The following is a 20,700-nucleotide window of genomic DNA, read 5'->3' as shown; positions in this document are numbered from 1 at the left end:
AACGCAGCGGTCACTGGTCCGGTCAAGGACCGTCCCCGGGTGCTCTCCGGGATCCAGCCCACCTCCGGTTCGTTCCACCTCGGCAACTACCTGGGCGCGGTGCGCCAGTGGGTCGACCTGCAGAAGGAGAACGACGCCTTCTACATGGTCGTCGACCTGCACGCGATCACCGTGCCGCAGGACCCGGTGATCCTGCGCCAGAACACCCGGGTCTCCGCCGCCCAGCTGCTCGGGGCCGGCCTGGACCCGGAGCACTGCACCCTGTTCGTCCAGTCGCACGTGCCCGAGCACGCGCAGCTCGCCTGGGTGATGAACTGCCTCACCGGCTTCGGCGAGGCCTCCCGGATGACCCAGTTCAAGGACAAGTCGTCCCGGTACGGCGCCGACAGCACCACCGTCGGCCTGTTCACCTACCCGATCCTGCAGATCGCGGACATCCTGCTCTACCAGGCGGACGCCGTCCCGGTCGGCGAGGACCAGCGCCAGCACGTCGAGATCACCCGGGACATCGCCGAGCGCTTCAACTCGCGCTACGCGCCGGTCTTCACGATCCCCAAGCCGTACATCCTCAAGGAGACGGCGAAGATCATGGACCTCCAGGACCCGGGCATCAAGATGAGCAAGTCGGCCTCCTCGCCCAAGGGCCTGGTCAGCCTGCTGGACGAGTCGAAGGTCAGCGCCAAGAAGTTCAAGAGCGCCGTCACCGACACCGGCACCGTGGTCTCCTACGACGAGGAGCAGAAGCCGGGCGTCTCCAACCTGCTGCGGATCCACTCCGCGCTCAGCGGCCAGTCGGTCGAGCAGCTGGTCGAGCACTTCGAGGGCAAGATGTACGGCGCCCTGAAGACCGAGCTGGCCGAGCTGTTCACCGAGTGGGTGACCCCCTTCCAGGAGCGCACCAGCAGCTTCCTGGACGACCCGGCCGAGCTGGACCGGGTGCTGGCGATCGGCGCGGAGAAGGCCCGCGCGGTCGCCTCCGAGACGCTGGCGACGGTGTACGACCGGATCGGCTTCCTCCCGGCCGCCAAGCGGTGAATCCGCTCACGCGCCTGCCCGATGGTGAGGAGGTCCCGGACCTCCTCACCATCGGCGTGTCCGTGAGCGTTCCGGAGCCGCACGGCGCGCGGATCCAGGACGCCCGGGCCGGCCACGGCGACCCGCAGGCCCGGTCGATACCGACGCACGTGACCCTGCTGCCGCCGACCGAGGTGCCCGCCGAGGCGCTGCCGAAGATCGAGGAGCACCTGGCGGCGGTGGCGGCCGCGCACCGGCCGTTCCGGATGGTGCTGCGCGGCGGCGGCACCTTCCGCCCGGTCTCCCCGGTGGTGTTCGTCCGGGTCGAGGAGGGCGCCCAGGAGTGCCGGCTGCTGGAGGCGGACGTCCGCTCCGGCCCGCTGGCCCGCGAGCTGGCCTTCCCGTACCACCCGCACGTCACCGTCGCCCACGGCCTGTCGGAGGACGTGCTGGACCAGGCGTACGAGCAGGCGCGCGGATTCCGGGCGGAGTTCCCGGTGCCGGGCTTCTCGCTCTCCCGGTTCGACGCGGACCAGGTCTGGCGGCCCTGGCGGGCCTACCACTTCTCCTGAATCAACACAGCTCCTGAACCGGCACAGCTCCTGAACCGGCACAGCTCCTGAACCGGCACCGCTCCTGAATCGGCACGGCTCCTGAACTAGCCTGCGGGCAGGCCGAGTTCGAGCATCCGGTCGACCACCCGGCGGGCCGCGCCGCCGTCGTCCAGGACGCAGTGCTCGGCCCGGAAGCGGCGAAGGCGCCCAGCGTACCCGGGGGGAGACTGCGCGCCGCTGTCGGCGAGTGCGCGCAGCGCGTCGAGCAGCTCGGCCGGGTCCGGCAGCAGCGGGCCGGGGGCGTCCGACTCGAAGTCGAAGGAGAAGCCGCGCAGGGTGTCGCGGTAGTGCTCCAGGTCGTAGGTGAAGAAGTACATCGGACGGCCGGTGATCGCGAAGTCGAACATGATCGAGGAGTAGTCGGTCACCAGGACGTCCGCGATCAGCAGCAGTTCCTGCGGGTCGGGGTAGTCCCCGCAGTCGAACAGGAAGCCGTCGCCGTCGCCCGGTAGCGGCTCCCGGACGTGGGCGTGCGGGCGGACCAGCAGCACGTGGTCGGGGCCGAGCAGCCGGCGGGCGTGGTCGAGGTCCAGCCGCAGGTCGAGCCGGAAGCCCTCGCCGTCGCCGCGCTGCTGGTCCTCGCGCCAGGTCGGCGCGTACAGTACGACCCGTCTGTCGGCGGGGACGCCGAGCCGGCGGCGGACGGCCGCGGCGAGCCGCGGGTCGGGTCGGGCCAGCGCGTCGCCGCGCGGGTAGCCGGACTCCAGCACCTCGCCGCGGTAGCGGAAGGCGCGCCGCAGGATCGGGGTGGCGAACGGGCTGGGGGAGAGCAGCAGGCTCCACTGCGGGGTCTCCCGGTCGAGCGCCGCCAGGTAGCCGCGGTCGGCCAGCCAGGGGTTGTCGACGTCGTGGGCGATCCGCTTGAGCGGCGCGCCGTGCCAGGTCTGCACGACGACCTGGCCGGGGCGGCGCTCCAGGAAGTCCGGGAAGTGGGTGTTGCCCACCAGGTACCGACAGGTGGCCAGCGCGCGGTACCACTCCGGGCTCCAGACCCGCACCGGGCGGACCCCGGCCGGCAGTGCGGCCTGGGCGTCGTCGACCACCCAGAGGTGCTCCAACTCCGTTCCCCTGCGGGCGAGTTCGGCGTGCACCGCGCGCGGTGAGTCGGCGTAGCCGCGGCCGCCGAACACGTCGTACAGCACCGCCTCGCGCAGCGGTTCGCGGCGGGCGGCCGGGTAGTGCTCGGCGCGCAGCCGGGCCTGGGTCCAGGCGCTGCGTTCGGCGGCGTCCAGCACCGGGGTGGAGTCCACCAGCAGGGTGTCGTGCCAGCGGCGCTCCAGCAGCACCCGCTTGCCGCCGGGGGCGGTGCCGGCCGTGGTGGCGGCCGGCAGGTCGGGCAGGACGGCGGGGGCGGCGATCAGCGGCCGGGCCGGGCCGGTGCCGTCGGCGGGCTCCAGGGCGGCCGTCCAGACGCCCTTGCGCAGCGGCAGCGGGACGCCGTCCGAGCCGGTCCGGGTGGCGGGCACCCGGGCCCGGAAGCGGCCGTCCGGCCCGGCCTCGACCGGGGTGCGGACGGCATCGGCGGTGCCGCCGTGCCGCAGCACCAGGTCCAGCCGGTCGACGGCCGGGGCGGGGCAGTGGCCGGACAGCTCGAAGCCGTCGGCCCGGACGAGGACCCGGTCGACCAGCCCGGCCGCGGGCTGGACGCAGAGCTGCAGCCGCCCGTCGGCGAGGTGCTTGAGGTAGAGCACCCGGCCCGGGGCGTCCGGCAGCGGGTGCTGGCCGGTCACCGGGCCGCCGCGCCGGTCCGGCCAGAGCGGTTCGGCGCCGCCGTCGGGGCGCACCAACTCGGCGTCCCAGTGCTCCAGTTCGCCGCGGCCGCAGCCCTCGGCGGTGAACGGCCGGTACGGCAGCTCGACGGTGAAGGTGTTGCCGCTCCGGGTGAGCGGCCGCCGGATCACCGCGTCGCTCTGCCGGTGCCGCAGGCGCAGCACGGTGCCGGCGGGGCAATGGTCGGCGATCCCGCCCAGCCGGATGCCGTCGGCGGCGGGTTCGGCGCGGTCGAGCCGGACGGCGGGGCGTTCCAGCCGCAGGTGCAGCCGGCCGTCCGCGAAGTACGGCTGGAGGCGCACGTCGCGGTCCACCCAGCGGGCCGGCGGGTACTCGCCGGAGCCGCACCAGTGCGGGGCGAGGGCGCCGTACCGGCGGCGCGGGCGGCCGGGGCGGGGGAGGGTGAACAGGGTGGCATCGATCCGCCAGTCGCCGAGCAGCCAGCGGCCGTGGCGGCGCAGCCGGGCGGGCCGGATCAGGGCGGTGAAGCCGGACCAGTCGTGGTTGAACGCGGACTGGGCGCTGTCGTCGGTGACCTCGGGCGTCCGGCGGGGGCGGGAGGGCAGGTGCAGCGGCGGCCGGGCCGGGTCCTGGTGGCGCAGGGTCAGCCAGGTCCAGGCCGAGCCGGGGCGGCCGGTGTCCAGGTCCAGCGGCCGGGCGAAGCCGGTGAGTTCCAGGCCGCGGTGCTGCCAGCGGGCGCGCAGCAGTCCGAACCGCACGTCCTCGTCGGCGACGGGACGGCCGGGGGCCGTACGGGGGGTGGCGTGCGGCAGGACGAACCGGGTCAGCGCGGGCAAGGCGGGGCCCTTTCGGGGACGGGATCCCGGCCGGGGCGGTGGACGCGGTGGACGGGGGAGGACGCCGAACCGATAACGACGGGCTCGGGGCCGTCCGGGCGTCCGGTGCCGAAATGACACCAGATGTCACCTGTGCTGTCCGTGGGAAATTCATCAGGAATTCGTGAGTCGACCGCGGGTTCGAGCACCGCTGATCCACCCGGGGGCCACGGAAAAACGCCGAGGCGCCCGACGCGGATCGCGTCGGGCGCCTCGGTGCGGGCCGGTGGCTACTCCTTGCGGAGCATCGCGTCGACCACCCGGCCGGCGGCCTTGCCGTCGTCCAGGTCGCAGTACGCCTCGCGGAAGGCGGCCGCCTTGTCCGCGTACTCGGCCGCCACCTCGTCCACCCGGCCGAGCGCGTCGACCAGTTCACCGGAGGTGGCCAGCAGCGGGCCCGGGGCCTCGGCCTCGAAGTTCAGGCTGAAGCCGCGCAGGTTGTCGCGGTAGTGCTCCAGGTCGTGGGTGAAGAACAGCATCGGCTTCCCGGTGCCGGCGAAGTCGAAGATGCTCGACGAGTAGTCGGTGACCAGCACGTCCGCGATCAGCAGCAGCTCCGCCATGTCGGGGTAGCTGCCGACGTCCCAGATGTAGCCGTTGCCGGCACCCGGGATCTGGCCGCACATCAGGGTGTGCCGGCGCACCAGCAGCACCTGGTCGTCGCCGAGCGCCTCCTTGGCCGCCGCGAGGTCGAGCCGCAGGTCCATCTGGTAGCCGCCGTTGGGACGGCGCCGGTCCTCGCGCCAGGTCGGCGCGTAGAGCACGACCTTCTTGCCCTCGGGCAGGCCGAGCCGCTCGCGGACCTGCTCGGCGGTCTTCTCCCGGTCGGCCGCGAACAGCAGGTCGTTGCGCGGCGAACCGCTCTCCAGGATCTCGCCCTGGTAGTCGAAGGCGCGCCGCAGCACCGGGGCCGACCAGCTGTTGCCGGCCACCAGCAGGCTCCAGTTCGGGACCTCGCGGGCCAGGCTCTTGAGGTAGTTGGAGTCGGTGAACCAGACCTTCTCGAAGTCGAAGCCGATCTGCTTCAGCGGGCTGCCCTGCCAGGTCTGCACGACCACCTGGCCGGGGCGGCGGACGAAGAAGTCGGGCAGGTGGGTGCTGGTGACGACGTACTTGGCGGTCGCCAGCGCCTCGAACCACTCCGGGCTCCAGAGCCGGAGCGCCCGCGCGGTGCGCGGCAGCTCGGCCTGGAGGTCGTCGCTGCCCCAGAGGTGCTCCAGCGGCAGGCCGCGGCGGACCAGCTCCTCGTGCACCGCCTTCGGGGAGCCGGCGTACACGCTGCCCTGCCCGGCGTTGTAGAGCACCGTGTCGCGCAGCGGCTCGCGGCGGGCGGCCGGGTAGCGCTCGGTGCGCAGCAGGCGCTGGCGGTAACCGGACCGCTCCTCGGGGAGCAGCGCCGAGTGCGACTCCAGCGACAGCCCGTCGTGGTGGCGGCGCTCCAGCACGATCCGCTTGCCGCGGGACTCCACCTCCAACGGCAGGGCGCCGAAGCAGTCCGGGGTGACCAGCACGGTGGAGTCCGGCAGGGCCCCCACCGGGGTCCCGACCGGGCGGAAGAAGACGCTCCAGGTGCCGGCGACGAGCGGCACCGACCCGGCGAAGGAGGCGGTCGGCACGGTGGGCAGGGCGGCGCGGAACCGGCCGTCCGAGATCTCCACCGGGTAGACGTGCTCCTCCTCGCGCCAGTTGTGCCGGACCACCAGCTCCCAGCGGTGGGTGCCCGGCAGCGGGAAGGTGCCGGCGATCTGGAAGCCGTCGGCGCCGCGCGCGGACACCTCGTCCACCAGCGGCTGCAGCAGCTGGTCGCAGAACTGCAGGTGGCCGCCGGTGGAGGGCTTGGAGTAGAGCGCCCGGTGCGGTGCGTCCGCGGACGGCCGGTCGATCGGCAGGTGCAGCTGCTCGGGCGCGTTGCGGTCGTCCCAGACCAGCTTGACGACGCTGCCGTCGGCCAGCACCAGCGCGCTGTTCCAGCGGTCGCGGCTGCGCTCGGCGGCCACCGGGTCCAGCTCCGCCCAGGACTCGCGGACGGCGGTCAGCTCGGCCACCGGGAAGGACGCGCTGAACGGCTGCAGGGTGCCGACCGGCGTGCCCAGCTCGACCGGGAAGGACAGCTCGCGGTCCGACTCGATGTGGGTGAGCCGCAGCCGGGCCCCGGCGAAGCTCACCCCGGAGCGGGCCGCACCGGAGACCTCCACCCGGCCGCCGTGCGCGGCCAGGCCGGTCACCCGGGCCTTGACGACCTCCACGTGCAGGTACAGGAAGTTGTCCCGGACCCACGGCACTATCCGCACGTCCGGCTCGACCCAGTGCGCCGGGACGTACTCGGCGGTGTCGCTCCAGCCCGCGGAGATCCGGCCCTTGTAGACCCCGCCCTTGCCCGCGCCGGCCACCAGGAGGCGCCAGTGGCCGTCCTTCCACTGACCGCGGTGCTTGAGCTTCTTCGGGTCCAGGGCGACGTTGAAGCCGGACCAGTCGCAGCTGTACAGGTCGTGGTTGCAGCTCGCGGTGGCCTCGGGGCTGTACTGGGTCTTCATCGGCACCGCGATCACCCGGCGGCCCTTGGTCTCGCGCAGCACCAGGGTGCGGACCATGTCGTGCTTGTTCGCCGAGCCCAGCTGCTCCGGGTACGCGTGGCCGGTCAGCTCCAGCTTGCCGCCCACCCAGGCGCTCTCGTACAGCCGACTGCGGATGACCAGCGAGTTGTCCAGCTTGAGCACGCCGGCGGGCACGCTCTTGCGCCCGCCGCGCAGGAACGGGTAGTCCGCGTACGGCCGCAGCAGGCCGCGGGCCTGCACGCCGCCGCCGCTCTCGCCCTCGTACTTGATCTGCTCGACCAGCTCGTCGACCCGGTTCTGCAGGGTCAGGTGGTACTTCAGTCGCAGCGGCGCGCGCAGCTTGCGGACCTGCTCCTGGCCGATCGACCGGAGCAGCCGGCTGACGCTCTGGACGTAGGCGGCCCGGTACTCCTGGTCACCGTCCACGACGGACCAGAAGAACATCGGGATCTCCTCGACGAGGGTGTTCTCGTCGTAGGAGCGCAGGTACTCGGCGAAGCGCGGCTCGGTCTGCTTCTTCAGCCAGCCGCGGACCAGCTCGACCGAGGTGACCCGGTCGACCAGGCCCTTGGGGTTGGTGCGCATCTGGGTGATCGACATCTCGCCGACCTCGCGCTCGCGCCAGTGGTAGATCGGCTCGGAGAGCACGTCCACGCTCTTGGCGAGGTAGTGGTGCGGCACGCTGACCGGCGCGTCCTCGTACAGGATGCCCTCGGGGTAGAGCAGGCCCGCGGCGTCGAAGAAGGACCGGCGGTACACCTTGTTCCACGCGGTGCGGTCGGTGACCAGCGCCGGGATCTCGGTGATGTGGGTCTTGAGCTTGGTCTCCTTGAACGGCTTCACGTGCCCGCCGGACTGGTAGTAGCCCACGGCGCGGAAGCGCAGCACGTTGCCGGTGCAGAAGTCCGAGCCGGTCTCGTCCAGCGTGTTGATCATCAGCTCGTACGCACTCGGCGGCATCGAGTCGTCGCTGTCCACGAAGCACAGGAACTCGGCGTCCGGGTCGATGTGCCGGATGCCGGTGTTGCGGGCCGCGCCGAGGCCCTTGTTCACCTGCCGGACCAGCCGGAACCGAGAGTCCTTGGCCGCGTACGCCTCGGCGAGCGCCGCGCTGTCGTCCTTCGAACCGTCATCGACCATGACGCACTCGAAGTCCGTGAAGGTCTGGGCGGCGATCGAGTCCAGGCATTCGACGAGATAGCGCTCGACGTTGTAGATCGGAACGACGATGGAGAGGCGGGGAGCCATCGGCTACGCAGGCCTTTCTCGGGAGGAGCGTGGCAGCCCGCTGGGGGTCTGACCGCACTTGGATCGGTGCGTACGTGCGCCCCCGATCCTACCTTCCGGGGCTCCGGCCCCCCGGGGCCCACTACGCTGGGCCCCGTGCCCCGCTTCAGCGTCATCGTCCCCGTGTACCAGGTCCAGGACTACCTCGCCGAGTGCCTCGCGTCGGTCCTCGGCCAGGGCGGACCAGAGCTCGAACTGATCGCGGTGGACGACCGCTCGCCGGACGGCTGCGGCGCCCTGCTGGACGAGGCGGCGGCCGCCGACCCCCGGATCCGGGTGATCCACCTGCCCGAGAACGTCGGCCTCGGCCGGGCCCGCAACGCCGGCCTGGAGGTCGCCACCGGCGACTACGTGGTCTTCCTCGACAGCGACGACACCCTCACCCCCGACCTGCTGAAGGCCGTCGACGACCGCCTCGCCGCCACCGGCGACCCGGACGTCCTGGTCTACGACTACGCCCGCACCTACGCCGACGGCCGGATCACCCGGGCCGCCGCCGGGCACGTCTTCGGCGCCGCCTCCCCGGAGGTGTTCGACCTCGCCGCCCGCCCCGACCTGCTCGACCTGCTCCAGGTCGTCTGGAACAAGGCCTACCGCCGCGGGTTCATCGCCGAGCAGCGGCTGGAGTTCCCGGCCGGCTACTACGAGGACACCCCCTGGACGTACCCGGCGCTGCTCGCCGCCGCCAGCATCACCCTGCTCGACCGGGTCGGCGTGCACTACCGGCAGCGCCAGGAGGGCGGCAACATCCTGGCCACCGCCAGCCGCAAGCACTTCGACGTGTTCGCCCAGTACGACCTGGTCTTCGCCTTCCTCGACCGCCGCCCCGACCTCGACCACTGGCGCCCGGTCGTCTACGGCAGGATGCTCCACCACCTCAACACCGTGGTCGCCAAGCCCGGCCGGGTCCCGGCCGGCGACCGCCGCGAGTACTTCCGCCGCGCCGCCGCGCACTGCGCCCGGCTGCGCCCGGCCGGCTACCGCCCGCCGCCCGGCGTGGACGGCGTGCGCACCGAACTGCTCGGCCAGGGCCGCTACACCGCGTACCAGACCGTCCGCGCCCTGGCGAAGGCCCGCCGACTCGTCAACGGCCGACGCGCCGCCTGACGGCCGTTCGGGGGAAGGGCCGGTATAACCGGTCAGGTGGACTTCCTGACCCGCCTTCCGGTCCTCGGCCCACTCGTGGCCCGGGTGCTGCGCAGCCGCCCGTACCGGGTGTACGAGTACTTCTCCGCCGCCCGTGGCAACCGGCTGGCCGGCGCCGTCACCTTCTTCGGCTTCCTGGCGCTGTTCCCGCTGCTCACGGTGGGTCTGGCGGTCGCCGCCGCGACGCTGAACAGCAAACAGGTGGACGATCTCCAGCACCACATCTCGGACCAGCTGCCGGGGCTGTCGGACGCGCTCAACCTGCCGTCGCTGGTGGCCAACGCGGGCACCGTCGGGCTGGTCAGCGGCGCCCTGCTGCTGGTCTCCGGCCTCGGCTGGGTGGACACCATGCGCACCTCGATCCGGGACCTCTGGCAGCTGCCCCAGGAGGACGGCAACCCGGTGCTGCGCAAGGCCTGGGACGTCGCCGTGCTGGCCGGCCTCGGCCTGGTGTCGCTGTTCTCGCTGGCCGTCTCCGCGGCCGGCACCACGCTCGCCGGGCGGATCGCCGACGCGATCGGCCTGCGCAGCGGCTACCTGCTGACCGGGGTCGGCGTGCTGATCGCCATAGCGTGCGACATGCTGCTCTTCGCCTACCTGCTGGCGCCCTTCCCCGGGATCACCGACCAGCGCCGCGGCGACCTGCTGCGCGGTGCGCTGATCGGCTCGGTCGGCTTCGAGGTGCTCAAACTGGCGCTCGCCTCCTACCTCGGCTCGGTCGCCGGGCGGAGCCTGTACGGCGCCTTCGCCACCCCGGTGGCGCTGCTGCTGTGGATCAACTTCGTCAGCCGGCTGCTGATGTACTGCGTGGCCTGGACGGCGACGGCCGACCCGGAGGCCGCCCGGGAACGGACCCGGGCGCACGGCCGGGCGCTGATCGCCGCCGCCGACGAGTCGGCGGAAGCGGCGGCGGCCCGGCCCCCGGAGTGAGGGCCGGACCGCCGCGCGGTCACTTCCAGAGCCGGCCCGCGCGGTTCGCCGTCCGGCGCCGCAGCACCACCACGGCACCCGCCCCGACCAGCGCGCCGACCAGGACGGCCGACCAGCCGACCGGGCCCAGCCCGTCGTCCCCGGCCGACCCGGCCACCGGCCCGGCCGAGGCCCCGGCGGAGTGCGGCGGCGGCGCACCGGCCGTCCCGCCCGCCTGACCGCTCGGCTGCTCGCCGCCGGCCTGCTTCTCCTCCACCAGCCGGCCGACCGGCCGCACCTTGCCGGCCGAGGCGAAGCCCCAGTCCAGCAGCTCGGCCGTCTCGTCGTACACCCGCTGGTAGCTGGCCGGGTGCATCACGGTCACCAGCAGGGTGCGCCCGTCCCGCTCGGCGGCGCCGACGAAGGTCGAGCCGGCGTTGGTGGTGGTGCCGTTCTTCACCCCGATCAGGCCCGGGTACTTGCCCAGCAGCCGGTCGGTGTTGGCGATCCCGAAGCTGCTGCGCTGGCCGGTGTTCTTGTCGACGGCCCCCGGGAACATCGCCTCCCGGGTCGCGCAGTACATCCGGAAGTCCGCGTTGCGCAGGCCGGAGCGGGCGAACAGCGACAGGTCGTACGCCGAGGACAGCTGGCCGTCCATGTCGTAGCCGTCCGGGGAGACCACCTTGGTGTCCCGGGCCTGGAGGGCGTCGGCCTTGGACTGCATCTCGTCGACGGTCGGCTGGATGCCGCCGTTCATGTGCGACAGGACGTGCACGGCGTCGTTGCCCGAGCTCAGGAACACCCCGCGCCAGAGGTCCTCGACCCGGTAGTCCAGGTTCTCCTTGATGCCGACCAGGCTGCTGCCGGCGCCGATGTTCTGGATCTCCTCGTCGGCGACCCGGTGCACCGTGTTGCGGTCGAACTTGGGCAGCACGGTGTCCGCGAAGAGGATCTTGAGGGTGCTCGCCGGAGGCAGCCTGGCGTGCGGGTTGTAGGAGGCCAGTACGTCCCCCGAGGTGGCGTCGGAGACGATCCAGGACTCGCCGGTGAGGTCCGTCGGCAGCGCCGGCGCACCCGCCAGCGGATCGACCTGGACCCCGGGGAGCCCGAGCCGCTCCCCGCCGATCACGGTCGACGGGGGCGGCGCCTGCGGGGCCGCGACCGCCGCCGGGGCGACGAGCAGAACCGGGGCCGCGGTGACCGCGGCGCACAACTGCGCGAGGGTGTGACGGGGTGTGGACACCGACTGACCGTACCCACTTCGGCGCCGTGTCGTCCGCCACACCGGACGGGTCCTCCGCACGAGGGCCCCGCCCTACGCCGATCGGCCGCCCGCGCATACTGGGGAGGCACACCGCCTCCCACCCCCGCCGAGGACCGCCCCATGAAGCTCAGCCGCCGCACCTCCTGGTTCCTGACCGCCTTCGGCGTCTGGTCGATCATCATCTGGACCACCTTCGTCAAGAACCTCTGGAAGGACTCGGGCGGCCAGGCCTTCGTGAACGGCGACCACTCCCAGCCCACCGCCTTCTTCTGGATCCACCTGCTGCTCGCCGTCACCTCCTTCCTGCTCGGCATCGCGGTCGGCGGCATCGGCGTCCGCGGCCTGCGGGCGGACCGCCGCACCCCTGCCACCGACTGATCGCCTAATCCCCGTTGCCGGTGTCGGCCCCCACTGGCAAGATCCTCACCGTTCTCACGCACGTACCGGACGTGCTGATCACAAGGGGTGGGGGACCTTCATGACACTTTCGCGTGCCCGCAGGCTCGGCGGGGTCACCGCGGCGGCGGTGGCCGCCGGACTGCTCGCGCCGGCGGCGGCGGTGGCCGACACCGCGCCGGCCGTCACCGGCACCAGCCAGGGCGCCGACTACGCGAGCACCGCCTGCGATTCGACCGGCGACCCGGCCTGGATCGGGCGGACCATGAACGGCCCGGCGCTCAGCGCCAAGGTCACCGGGGAGGCCGCCAGGTTCAGCGTCTGGGACGTGACCACCGGCGCCGAGGACCCGGTTTTCACCGATGAGGCCCGGACCTACGGCTCGCCTTCCGCCTCGGTCAGCGTCCCCAAGCTGGTGGACGGGCACAGCTACGCCTGGCACGCCTGGGCGCTGCAGGGCACCCAGACCTCCGCCCCGTCCGCGGACTGCCACTTCACCGTGGACGCCACCGACCCGACCGTCACGGTCTCCTCGACCGACTTCCCGGCGAGCGGCACCGCCACCAAGTACGCGGGCCAGAAGGGGACCTTCGTCCTCAAGGCGACCGACCCGGTTCCGGCCGGCGGCGAGGCCTCCGGCATCGCCTGTTTCCAGTTCGCCTGGATGTACCCCGCGACCAGCTGCAGTTCGCCGGGGGCCGTCGAGCCGGATGCCGACGGGACGGCGAAGATCGACCTCAAGGCCCTGCAGTGGGGGACCAACAACCTGGTCGTCAACGCGATCGACAACGCGGGCAACGTCGGCCGGACGACCTACTCCTTCAACGCCCCGTCGAACCCCAACCCGCCGAAGACCCTCGGCGACGTGGACGGCGACGGCGTCGCGGACATCCTGCTGCCGGATGCCCAGGGCAACCTGCAGTACATCCCGGTCAACGGGAGCGACGCCACCCCGACCACCGTCATCGACGCCAGGCGCTCCCCCTCCGGGCAGAGCTGGGCGCCCTACCAGATCGCCCACCGGGGCTGGGACAGCCAGGCCCACGCGCCCTCCTCGGACGACCTGTACATCCACAGGCCGGGTGACTCCGGACTGACCCTCTACCGGAACTTCGATTACGGAGCGATGACCAAGGGCTTCATCGTGATGGGTAACCGCGACTGCGGCGATCCCTTCAACCCGTCCTGCCCGGCCGGCTTCGCGGCCGACTGGTCCAAGACCGACCAGCTCGTCGCCTTCGGCCCGGTGTCCAAGGGCACTTCGCCGACGCTGCTGACGCTGGAGGGCGGAAACCTCTGGCTGCTCGACGGGGCGGCCGCCTGGGGCTTCGACAAGGTCACCAAGCTCACCACCTCCGGCGCCTGGAACGGCTACGACCTGGTCGCCCCCGGCCCGGACGCGGCGGGCAACCTGGCCCTCTGGGCCCGTGACCGGGCCACCGGTGAGCTGCACGCGTACCCGATCCCGAAGAAGGCCGACGGCACCTTCGACTTCTCCGCCCTCGCCGACCCGAAGGCGGACGTCGTGGCCACCGGCTTCACCACGGCCGCCTTCCCGACCCTCGGCAGCTCGGGCGACGCGGACGGCGACGGCAAGCCGGACCTGTGGGCCGTCACGGCCGACCGGCACCTGGTGATGTACAGCGGCTGGACCGACGCGAACGACCTGGGCCCGCTGGCCTGATCCGACGACGGAGGCCCCGCCCGAGTGATCGGGCGGGGCCTCCGTGCGGGTTCAGCCGGGGATCAGAAGCGGCGGGTGACCAGCGCCCGCTTCACTTCCTGGATCGCCTTGGTGACCTCGATGCCACGCGGGCAGGCCTCGGAGCAGTTGAAGGTGGTGCGGCAACGCCACACGCCCTCACGGTCGTTGAGGATCTCCAGGCGCTGCTCGGCACCCTCGTCGCGCGAGTCGAAGATGAAGCGGTGCGCGTTGACGATGGCGGCCGGGCCGAAGTACTGGCCGTCGTTCCAGAACACCGGGCAGGACGACGTGCACGCGGCGCACAGGATGCACTTGGTGGTGTCGTCGAAGCGCTCGCGGTCCTCGGCGGACTGCAGGCGCTCGCGGGTCGGCTCGTTCCCCTTGGTGATGAGGAACGGCATGACGTCCTTGTACGCCTGGAAGAACGGGTCCATGTCCACGATCAGGTCCTTGAGGACCGTCAGGCCCTTGATGGCCTCGATCGTGATCGGCTTCTCCGGGTCGACGTCCTTGATCAGGGTCTTGCACGCCAGCCGGTTGCGGCCGTTGATCCGCATCGCGTCGGAGCCGCAGATGCCGTGGGCGCAGGAACGGCGGTAGGTGAGGGTGCCGTCCTGCTCCCACTTGATCTTGTTGAGCGCGTCCAGGACGCGCTCCTTCGGGTCCATGGTCAGCTGGTAGTCGACCCACACCGGGTCCGGGTGCTCCTCCGGGTTGAACCGGCGGATCCGGAAGGTGACGGTGATCAGCTGGGTGACACCGGCCTCGACCGCGTCCAGAGCGGCCGAGTGCTCCACAGTCGGAGTGCTCATCAGTACTTACGCTCCATCGGCTGGTAGCGGGTCGTGACGACCGGCTTGTAGTCGAGGCGGATGGAGGTGCTGCCGTCGGCGGCGACCTCCTGGTACGCCATGGTGTGCTGCATGAACTTCACGTCGTCACGGGTCGGGAAGTCCTCGCGGTAGTGGCCGCCGCGGGACTCCTCGCGGGCCAGCGCGGAGACGGCCAGCACCTCGGCCAGGTCGAGCAGGTTGCCCAGCTCGATGGCCTCCAGGAGGTCCGTGTTGTAGCGGAAGCCCTTGTCCTGGATGGAGACGTTCTTGTAGCGCTCGCGCAGCGCGGCGATGTCCTCGACCGCCTGCTTCAGGGTGGCGCCGGTGCGGTACACCATCGCGTTGGCGTCCATGGTCTCCTGCAGAGCCGTACGGATCTGCCCCACGGACTCGGTGCCGGTCGACTCGCGCAGCTTGTCGACCATGCCCTGGACCAGCGCGTCCGCGTTCTCCGGGAGCGGGACGAACTCGTTGGCGTTGGCGTAGTCGGCGGCGGCGATGCCCGCGCGACGGCCGAACACGTTGATGTCCAGCAGCGAGTTGGTGCCCAGGCGGTTGGCGCCGTGCACGGAGACGCAGGCGACCTCGCCGGCTGCGTACAGGCCCGGGACGACGTCCGTGTTGTTGCGCAGGACCTCACCCTCGACGTTGGTCGGGATGCCGCCCATGGCGTAGTGCGCGGTGGGCTGGATCGGGATCGGGTCCGTGTAGGGCTCGATGCCGAGGTAGGTGCGCGCGAACTCGGTGATGTCCGGGAGCTTGGCGTCCAGCTGCTCCGGCGGCAGGTGGGTGAGGTCCAGGTAGACGTGGTCGCCGTCCGGACCGCAGCCGCGGCCTTCGCGGATCTCGGTGTAGATCGCGCGGGAGCAGACGTCACGGGACGCGAGGTCCTTCATGACGGGGGCGTAGCGCTCCATGAAGCGCTCGCCGTCCTTGTTGCGCAGGATGCCGCCCTCGCCGCGGGCGCCCTCGGTGAGCAGGATGCCCATGCGCCAGATGCCCGTCGGGTGGAACTGGAAGAACTCCATGTCCTCCAGCGGCAGACCGCGGCGGTAGGCCACGGCCTGGCCGTCACCGGTGAGGGTGTGGGCGTTGGAGGAGACCTTGAAGAACTTGCCGGTGCCGCCGGAGGCGAACACGACCGACTTGGCCTGGAAGACGTGGATCTCGCCGGTGGCCAGCTCGTAGGCGACGACGCCGGCCGTCTTGCCCTCGTTGAGCAGCAGGTCGAGGACGTAGAACTCGTTGAAGAACTCGACGCCGTGCTTGACGCAGTTCTGGAACAGCGTCTGGAGGATCATGTGGCCGGTGCGGTCGGCCGCGTAGCACGAGCGGCGGACCGGGGCCTCGCCGTGGTTGCGGGAGTGGCCGCCGAAGCGGCGCTGGTCGATCCGGCCCTGCTCGGTGCGGGAGAAGGGCAGGCCCATCTTCTCCAGGTCGAGGACCGCGTCGATGGCCTCCTTGCACATGATCTCGGCGGCGTCCTGGTCGACCAGGTAGTCACCGCCCTTGACCGTGTCGAAGGTGTGCCACTCCCAGTTGTCCTCCTCGACGTTGGCCAGCGCGGCGCACATGCCGCCCTGGGCCGCGCCGGTGTGGGACCGGGTCGGGTAGAGCTTGGTCAGGACGGCGGTGCGGCTGCGCTGCGTCGACTCGATGGCCGCGCGCATGCCGGCGCCGCCGGCGCCGACGATGACGGTGTCGTACTGGTGAATCTGCATGGGGGGTTAACTCGCCTCTGGCCTCTGCCGATGGTCGATGGTGCTCGCGGCTCAGATGTTGGGGTCGAAGGTGAAGATCACCAGGGTGCCGAGCAGCACGGTGAAGACCGTGGCGGTACCCATGAGCCCCTTGAGCCAGAGCCGGGTCGAGTCCTTCTCGGCGTAGTCGTTGATGACCTGACGCATGCCGTTGGCGCCGTGCAGCATGGCGAGCCAGAGCATCAACAGGTCCCAGCCCTGCCAGAACGGCGAGGCCCAGCGGCCGGCGACGAAGGCGAACCCGATCTTGGAGACGCCGCCGTCGAGCACCAGCATGATCAGCAGGTGACCGAGGATCAGCACGACCAGGACGACACCGGACAGGCGCATGAAGAGCCAGGCCAGCATCTCGAAGTTGGTCCGGGTGCGGCGCGGGGTCTTCTTCGTCCGCTTGCGCGGCGGCTCGATGACGAAGGCGTCGGCCGGGTTACCGGTGCCGAGGCCCTTGCCGGTGTGCGCCTGCTTCGAGGGGACGACGATCGCGTCGGAGTATTCCGTGGACATCAGTCAGCTCACTTCCCGAACCAGGCGATCAGCGTGTGCTGCAGGATGCCGTAGAAGGAGCCAGCCATCAGGACGACCCAGACTCCGACGACGGTCCACAGCATCTGCTTCTGGTACTTCGGGCCCTTGGACCAGAAGTCCACGGCGACGACGCGAAGGCCGTTGAGCGCGTGGAACAGGATGGCGGCCACCAGGCCGTACTCCATCAGGTTCACGAGCGGAGTCTTGTACGTCTGAATGACGGTGTCGTAGGACTCCGGCGACACTCGCACGAGAGCGGTGTCCAGGACGTGGGCGAACAGGAAGAAGAAGATGAGGACGCCGGTGACTCGATGAGCCACCCAGCTCCACATGCCTTCCCGGCCGCGGTACAGCGTTCCAGCCGGCACGGAAAAACCCTCCGGAAGCGATTGGGGGCTCGGCCGGCTTCGGTGTCGGTCAGCCCGGCCGGGTACGGTCCACCGGCCGCCAGCATCCTATCGACGCCTTGTCGGGAACCGCCTCCGGGGCCCCCAGGTGTGATCAATCAGGCACTTCTGGCCTAGCGGAGCGGGAACCGAGCGCCCCTTGGTCACTCTGGGTGTCGATTCCGTCGCGCTCCGCTGTCGAAGTCCGGTCGGATTCACTCCGGGGGGTGAACGCGGGTCGAGCCGGTACGACCGTACCGGCTCGACCCGTCCGGGTGTCAGCGCGCCCCGGCCTCCGAGTGGGTGGCGACCAGGTGCTCCAACCGGGTGAGGGCGATCCGCCGGAGCTCGTCCGCCGCGATCAGTCGCTCCTCGTCCGGGTCGTTGGCCAGCCGGGTGCGGATGGAGGAGAGCACGGCGTCGAGCATCTCCTCCGGGTCGACGCCGTCCAGGCAGACCACGAAGACGTGGCCGAACCGGGCCTCGTACGCGGCGTGGGCCGCCCGCAGGGCGGTGTGGGCGGCCTGGCTGCCGGGGGCGCGCATGCCGAGCAGGGGCTGCGGCATCCAGCTCTCGTCGGCGAGGGCCTCGGTGAGGTCCGCCGGGCGCAGGTCGTAGGAGGCCTCGCTGGCGGCGGCCAGCAGGGACTCTATGTCGGGGTACGGGCGGTGTGCGGTGAGTCGCAGGGCCCAGCGGTGGCTGCCGCAGCAGGCCAGCAGCGCCTCCTCGGCGGCTCCGGCGTCCGCCTCGTTGAAGCGGTGCAGGCCGAGGAGGGACGGCTCGGTGCTGGCGTCGGGCCGCTGTGACGGGATGTCGCTGGCCAGCGGGTCCTCCTCGTGAGGGCGGGAAGGGGCCAGTGGGGTGGTGGAGCAGCTGAAGTATGGAGGCTGCGGGGGGCGCGCGGCGCCGTTCCGGCAGCTCCTCAACGGTAGTTGAGCGGTCATCAGTTGGGGAGGGCGCGCGCGGAATTCATCCGGACGAGCTATCAAGTTGTGACGTTGACACCATTGCGTCATCCTCCGTCCCACTTCCGTCCGCTACGGGCCCGGCGGCGCGGCCGCCGGGCCTCGGGCCCGGTCCGGCCGTTCAGCTGCAGCGGGTGCCGTCGGCGGGCATGGTGCCGTCGGTCAGGTAGGCCGCCATGGCCTGGTCGATGCAGGTGTTGCCCTTGCCGAAGGCGCCGTGGCCCTCGCCGACCCGGGTGAGCAGGGTGGCCTTGGCGAAGCCCTTGGCCAGCTGCTCGGCGGAGGCGTACGGGGTGGCCGGGTCGCCGGTGGTGCCGACCACCAGGATCGGGGCGGCGCCCTCGGCCCGGATGGTGTGCGGCTTCTCCTGGGTCTTGAACGGCCAGTAGGCGCAGCCCGGCTCGGTGAAGTCGTCCACCGTGGCGCCCTTGGAGAGCAGCGGCGCCTCGGCGAGCAGCCGGTCGACCGCCTGCTTGGCGTGCTCCGGGGTCGGCGCGGGGCGGGCGGCGTCGGCGCAGCTGATCGCGGTGTTGGCCTCGTCCATCGGGCTGTAGTGGCCGTTCTGGTCGCGGCCGTTGTAGTCGTCGGCGAAGGCCATCAGATAGTCGCCCTTGTCGCGCATCATGGCCCAGCCGAGGCTGTTGCGCAGGTACTGCCAGGAGGTCGTCTCGTCGCCGTAGAGCAGCGACATGACACCGGTCCAGGCCATGTCGCGGCCGAGCTTGCGGCCGTCCTTGGCGGTCAGCGGGTTGTCGTGGAGGCCGTCCAGGAAGTCGGCGGCCTTCTTGGCGGCCTTGCTCTTGTCCTTGCCGAGCGGGCACTCGGTGGCGTGGTTCTCCACGCAGTCGGCGGCGAAGCGCTCGAAGGACTTCTCGAAGCCGACCTGCTGGTCGATGCCGTGGTCCAGGGTGTCCTCGGCCGGGTCGACGGCGCCGTCCAGGATCAGCCGGCCGGTGTTCTGCGGGAACTCCTCGGCGTACAGGGCGCCGAGGTAGGTGCCGTAGGAGATGCCGAGGTAGTTGAGCTTCCGGTCGCCGACGACGGCGCGCAGCACGTCCAGGTCGCGGGCGGTGTTGCGGGTGCCGACGAAGGGCAGCAGCTTGCCGGACTTGGCCTGGCAGGCGGCGGCGTGGTCGGTGGACTGCTTGACGTGGGCGGCCTTGCGCTGGGCCGGGTCGTCCGGCGCGTCGGTCTGGTTGGCCTCGTCGAGCTGCTTGTCGTCGTAGCAGGTCACGGGCGAGCTGTCGCCGGTGCCGCGCGGGTCGAAGCCGATCACGTCGAAGCGGTCGTGCAGGGCGCCCTCGAAGTCCTTGGCGCCGTACTTGACCATCTCGACGCCGGAGGCGCCGGGGCCGCCGGGGTTGACCATCAGCGAGCCGATCCGCTTGCCGTGGTCGGCCGCCCCGTACTTGATCAGCGCTAGGTCGATCGCGTCGGCGGCGGGGGCGGTGTAGTCGAGCGGGACGTGCAGCTTGCCGCACTGCATGCCGGAGGTGTCGATCTTCGCCTGTGCGGCCTTGGGGTCGGCCGGGCAGTCCGTCCAGGTGATCTGCTGGCCGTAGAAGGCCTTGAGGGCCGGGTCCGCCTCGCCCTTGGGCTTCGGGGTCGGGGTGGCGGCGGGGCCGGTGGCGGCGGGGGCGGTGGTGCCGCCGGCGCCGGTGGCCTTGTCCTGGGCGGTCGGGGCGGTGTCGTTGCAGGCGGCGGTGAGCAGCAGGGTGCCGGCCGCCAGGGCGGTCAGCAGCACCCGTGGGCGGGCGGCCCGGAAGATCGTCATCGCATGTGTGTACCACTCGTGTACGACACGTGTTCGATCGGGGTGTCGGGCCGCCCGCCGGCAGTGGCGGGGGGTCAGCCCCGGTGGACCTTGTGGTTGGCGGCCTGCGCCCGGGGGCGGACCACCAGCAGGTCGATGTTCACGTGCGCCGGACGGGTGACCGCCCAGGCCACGGTGTCCGCGATGTCCTCGGAGGTCAGCGGCTCGGCGACGCCCGCGTACACGGCGGCGGCCTTCTCCTCGTCGCCGCGGAAGCGGGTGACCGCGAAGCCCTCGGACTTCACCATCCCGGGCGCGATCTCGATCACCCGGATCGGCTCCCCGCACAGCTCCAGCCGCAGCGTCGCCGCGATGGTGTGGGCGGCGTGCTTGGCCGCGACGTACCCGCCGCCGCCCTCGTACGCGGCCAGCGCGGCCGTGGAGGAGAGCACCAGCACGGTGCCGTCGCCGGTGGCGCGCAGGGCGGGCAGCAGCGCCTGGGTCATGTGCAGCACGCCGAGCACGTTGACCTCGTACATGGCCCGCCAGTCGGCCGGGTCGCCGTGCTCGACGCTCTCGGCGCCGATCGCGCCGCCGGCGTTGTTCACCAGGACGTCCACCCGGCCGACCTCGGCCGCGAAGGCGTCCACGGCGGCCCGGTCGGTGACGTCCACCGTGACCGCCCTCGCCGAACCGCCCCGCCCGGCGATCTCCTTGGCCAGCTCCTCGATCCGCTCGGTGCGGCGGGCGGTCAGCACCACCTCGAAGCCCTCGGCGGCCAGCCGGCGGGCGGTCGCCGCGCCGATCCCGCTGCTGGCACCGGTGACCACGGCCACCTTCTGCTCGGTCATTGCCACTCCCTGGGGCTCATCCGGTCGTTCACCCGATCATCTCAACCGCCTCCGCGCGCCGCCGGAGGGGAGGGCCCCTAGGTCCTGGCCGGCCGATCTTGGCGGATCAGCGCGCGGCGTTGGGCGCCCGG

Annotated in this window: 16 protein-coding genes; 6 read left to right on the top strand and 10 right to left on the bottom strand. The window is 71.7% G+C overall.

The features are described from left to right. Positions 1–39: 39 nt before the first annotated feature. Both trpS and ABTZ03_RS03875 read left to right on the top strand, forming a co-directional pair. Positions 40–1,035, top strand: coding sequence for a tryptophan--tRNA ligase (trpS, locus tag ABTZ03_RS03880; RefSeq protein WP_350511507.1), 996 nt, complete (start codon positions 40–42; stop codon positions 1,033–1,035). Positions 1,036–1,097: 62 nt separating this feature from the next. After that, positions 1,098–1,586, top strand: coding sequence for a 2'-5' RNA ligase family protein (locus ABTZ03_RS03875; protein ID WP_350511254.1), 489 nt, complete (start codon positions 1,098–1,100; stop codon positions 1,584–1,586). Between the two features lie 86 nt (positions 1,587–1,672). Here the strand turns inward: ABTZ03_RS03875 and ABTZ03_RS03870 are convergent, their stop codons facing one another. Both ABTZ03_RS03870 and ABTZ03_RS03865 read right to left on the bottom strand, forming a co-directional pair. Further along, a complete protein-coding gene (locus ABTZ03_RS03870; protein WP_350511253.1) occupies positions 1,673–4,195 on the bottom strand; it encodes a CDP-glycerol glycerophosphotransferase family protein in 2,523 nt (840 codons plus the stop codon). A 269-nt stretch (positions 4,196–4,464) separates the two neighbouring features. Next, positions 4,465–8,037 (bottom strand): bifunctional glycosyltransferase/CDP-glycerol:glycerophosphate glycerophosphotransferase, encoded by a 3,573-nt coding sequence (locus ABTZ03_RS03865; RefSeq protein WP_350511252.1) that lies wholly within the window; start codon positions 8,035–8,037, stop codon positions 4,465–4,467. 135 nt (positions 8,038–8,172) lie between these two features. On the opposite strand from ABTZ03_RS03865, the gene ABTZ03_RS03860 reads away from it, so the two are divergent. Together ABTZ03_RS03860 and ABTZ03_RS03855 are read left to right on the top strand one after the other, a co-directional pair. Further along, entirely contained in the window at positions 8,173–9,183 is a 1,011-nt protein-coding gene (locus tag ABTZ03_RS03860) for a glycosyltransferase family 2 protein (RefSeq protein ID WP_400916925.1), read from the top strand. 36 nt (positions 9,184–9,219) lie between these two features. Continuing rightward, positions 9,220–10,152, top strand: a complete 933-nt coding sequence (locus ABTZ03_RS03855; protein ID WP_350511251.1) for a YihY/virulence factor BrkB family protein — start codon at positions 9,220–9,222, stop codon at positions 10,150–10,152. 19 nt (positions 10,153–10,171) lie between these two features. On the opposite strand, the gene ABTZ03_RS03850 is transcribed toward ABTZ03_RS03855, so the two are convergent. After that, the gene (locus ABTZ03_RS03850) at positions 10,172–11,374 is read right to left on the bottom strand and encodes a D-alanyl-D-alanine carboxypeptidase family protein (protein ID WP_502894382.1); all 1,203 of its coding nucleotides are present in this window, start codon (positions 11,372–11,374) and stop codon (positions 10,172–10,174) included. A 141-nt stretch (positions 11,375–11,515) separates the two neighbouring features. Between ABTZ03_RS03850 and ABTZ03_RS03845 the strand changes: the two genes are divergently transcribed. Both ABTZ03_RS03845 and ABTZ03_RS03840 read left to right on the top strand, forming a co-directional pair. Further along, positions 11,516–11,773, top strand: a complete 258-nt coding sequence (locus ABTZ03_RS03845; protein ID WP_350511250.1) for an SCO4848 family membrane protein — start codon at positions 11,516–11,518, stop codon at positions 11,771–11,773. 100 nt (positions 11,774–11,873) lie between these two features. Next, entirely contained in the window at positions 11,874–13,475 is a 1,602-nt protein-coding gene (locus ABTZ03_RS03840) for a hypothetical protein (RefSeq protein WP_350511249.1), read from the top strand. A 62-nt stretch (positions 13,476–13,537) separates the two neighbouring features. On the opposite strand, the gene ABTZ03_RS03835 is transcribed toward ABTZ03_RS03840, so the two are convergent. From ABTZ03_RS03835 to ABTZ03_RS03805, 7 genes are all read right to left on the bottom strand, one after another. Continuing rightward, entirely contained in the window at positions 13,538–14,308 is a 771-nt protein-coding gene (locus tag ABTZ03_RS03835) for a succinate dehydrogenase iron-sulfur subunit (protein ID WP_350511248.1), read from the bottom strand. After that, positions 14,308–16,050, bottom strand: a complete 1,743-nt coding sequence (sdhA, locus tag ABTZ03_RS03830) for a succinate dehydrogenase flavoprotein subunit (protein ID WP_350511247.1) — start codon at positions 16,048–16,050, stop codon at positions 14,308–14,310. The genes ABTZ03_RS03835 and sdhA overlap by 1 nt, the downstream gene beginning before the upstream one ends. Before the next feature lie 51 nt (positions 16,051–16,101). After that, a complete protein-coding gene (sdhD, locus tag ABTZ03_RS03825) occupies positions 16,102–16,593 on the bottom strand; it encodes a succinate dehydrogenase, hydrophobic membrane anchor protein (protein WP_350511246.1) in 492 nt (163 codons plus the stop codon). Positions 16,594–16,601: 8 nt separating this feature from the next. Continuing rightward, positions 16,602–16,982: a succinate dehydrogenase, cytochrome b556 subunit gene (sdhC, locus tag ABTZ03_RS03820; protein WP_350503491.1), complete on the bottom strand. Its 381-nt coding sequence runs from the start codon at positions 16,980–16,982 to the stop codon at positions 16,602–16,604. Positions 16,983–17,278: 296 nt separating this feature from the next. Next, entirely contained in the window at positions 17,279–17,944 is a 666-nt protein-coding gene (locus ABTZ03_RS03815; RefSeq protein WP_400916935.1) for a 2-oxo-4-hydroxy-4-carboxy-5-ureidoimidazoline decarboxylase, read from the bottom strand. Positions 17,945–18,086: 142 nt separating this feature from the next. Continuing rightward, positions 18,087–19,739 (bottom strand): alpha/beta hydrolase, encoded by a 1,653-nt coding sequence (locus ABTZ03_RS03810; RefSeq protein WP_350511245.1) that lies wholly within the window; start codon positions 19,737–19,739, stop codon positions 18,087–18,089. 74 nt (positions 19,740–19,813) lie between these two features. After that, positions 19,814–20,569 carry an SDR family oxidoreductase gene (locus tag ABTZ03_RS03805; protein ID WP_350511244.1) on the bottom strand — a complete coding sequence of 252 codons (756 nt, stop codon included), beginning with the start codon at positions 20,567–20,569 and terminating at the stop codon, positions 19,814–19,816. Positions 20,570–20,700 lie beyond the last annotated feature (131 nt).

Origin of the sequence: Kitasatospora sp. NPDC096077 (assembly GCF_040303245.1) — a bacterium.
Lineage (GTDB): Bacteria > Actinomycetota > Actinomycetes > Streptomycetales > Streptomycetaceae > Kitasatospora.
Note: the sequence above shows the minus strand (reverse complement) of the source record. Positions and strands in the feature narration are given on the sequence as shown.

Coding starts and splice junctions, on each gene's coding strand:
- ABTZ03_RS03865 (WP_350511252.1), bottom strand. CDS start 8,037: ATGGCTCCCCGCCTCTCCATCGTCGTTCCGATCTACAACGTCGAGCGC.
- ABTZ03_RS03845 (WP_350511250.1), top strand. CDS start 11,516: ATGAAGCTCAGCCGCCGCACCTCCTGGTTCCTGACCGCCTTCGGCGTC.
- ABTZ03_RS03840 (WP_350511249.1), top strand. CDS start 11,874: ATGACACTTTCGCGTGCCCGCAGGCTCGGCGGGGTCACCGCGGCGGCG.
- ABTZ03_RS03835 (WP_350511248.1), bottom strand. CDS start 14,308: ATGAGCACTCCGACTGTGGAGCACTCGGCCGCTCTGGACGCGGTCGAG.
- sdhA (WP_350511247.1), bottom strand. CDS start 16,050: ATGCAGATTCACCAGTACGACACCGTCATCGTCGGCGCCGGCGGCGCC.
- sdhD (WP_350511246.1), bottom strand. CDS start 16,593: ATGTCCACGGAATACTCCGACGCGATCGTCGTCCCCTCGAAGCAGGCG.
- ABTZ03_RS03815 (WP_400916935.1), bottom strand. CDS start 17,944: ATGACCGCTCAACTACCGTTGAGGAGCTGCCGGAACGGCGCCGCGCGC.
- ABTZ03_RS03810 (WP_350511245.1), bottom strand. CDS start 19,739: ATGACGATCTTCCGGGCCGCCCGCCCACGGGTGCTGCTGACCGCCCTG.
- ABTZ03_RS03805 (WP_350511244.1), bottom strand. CDS start 20,569: ATGACCGAGCAGAAGGTGGCCGTGGTCACCGGTGCCAGCAGCGGGATC.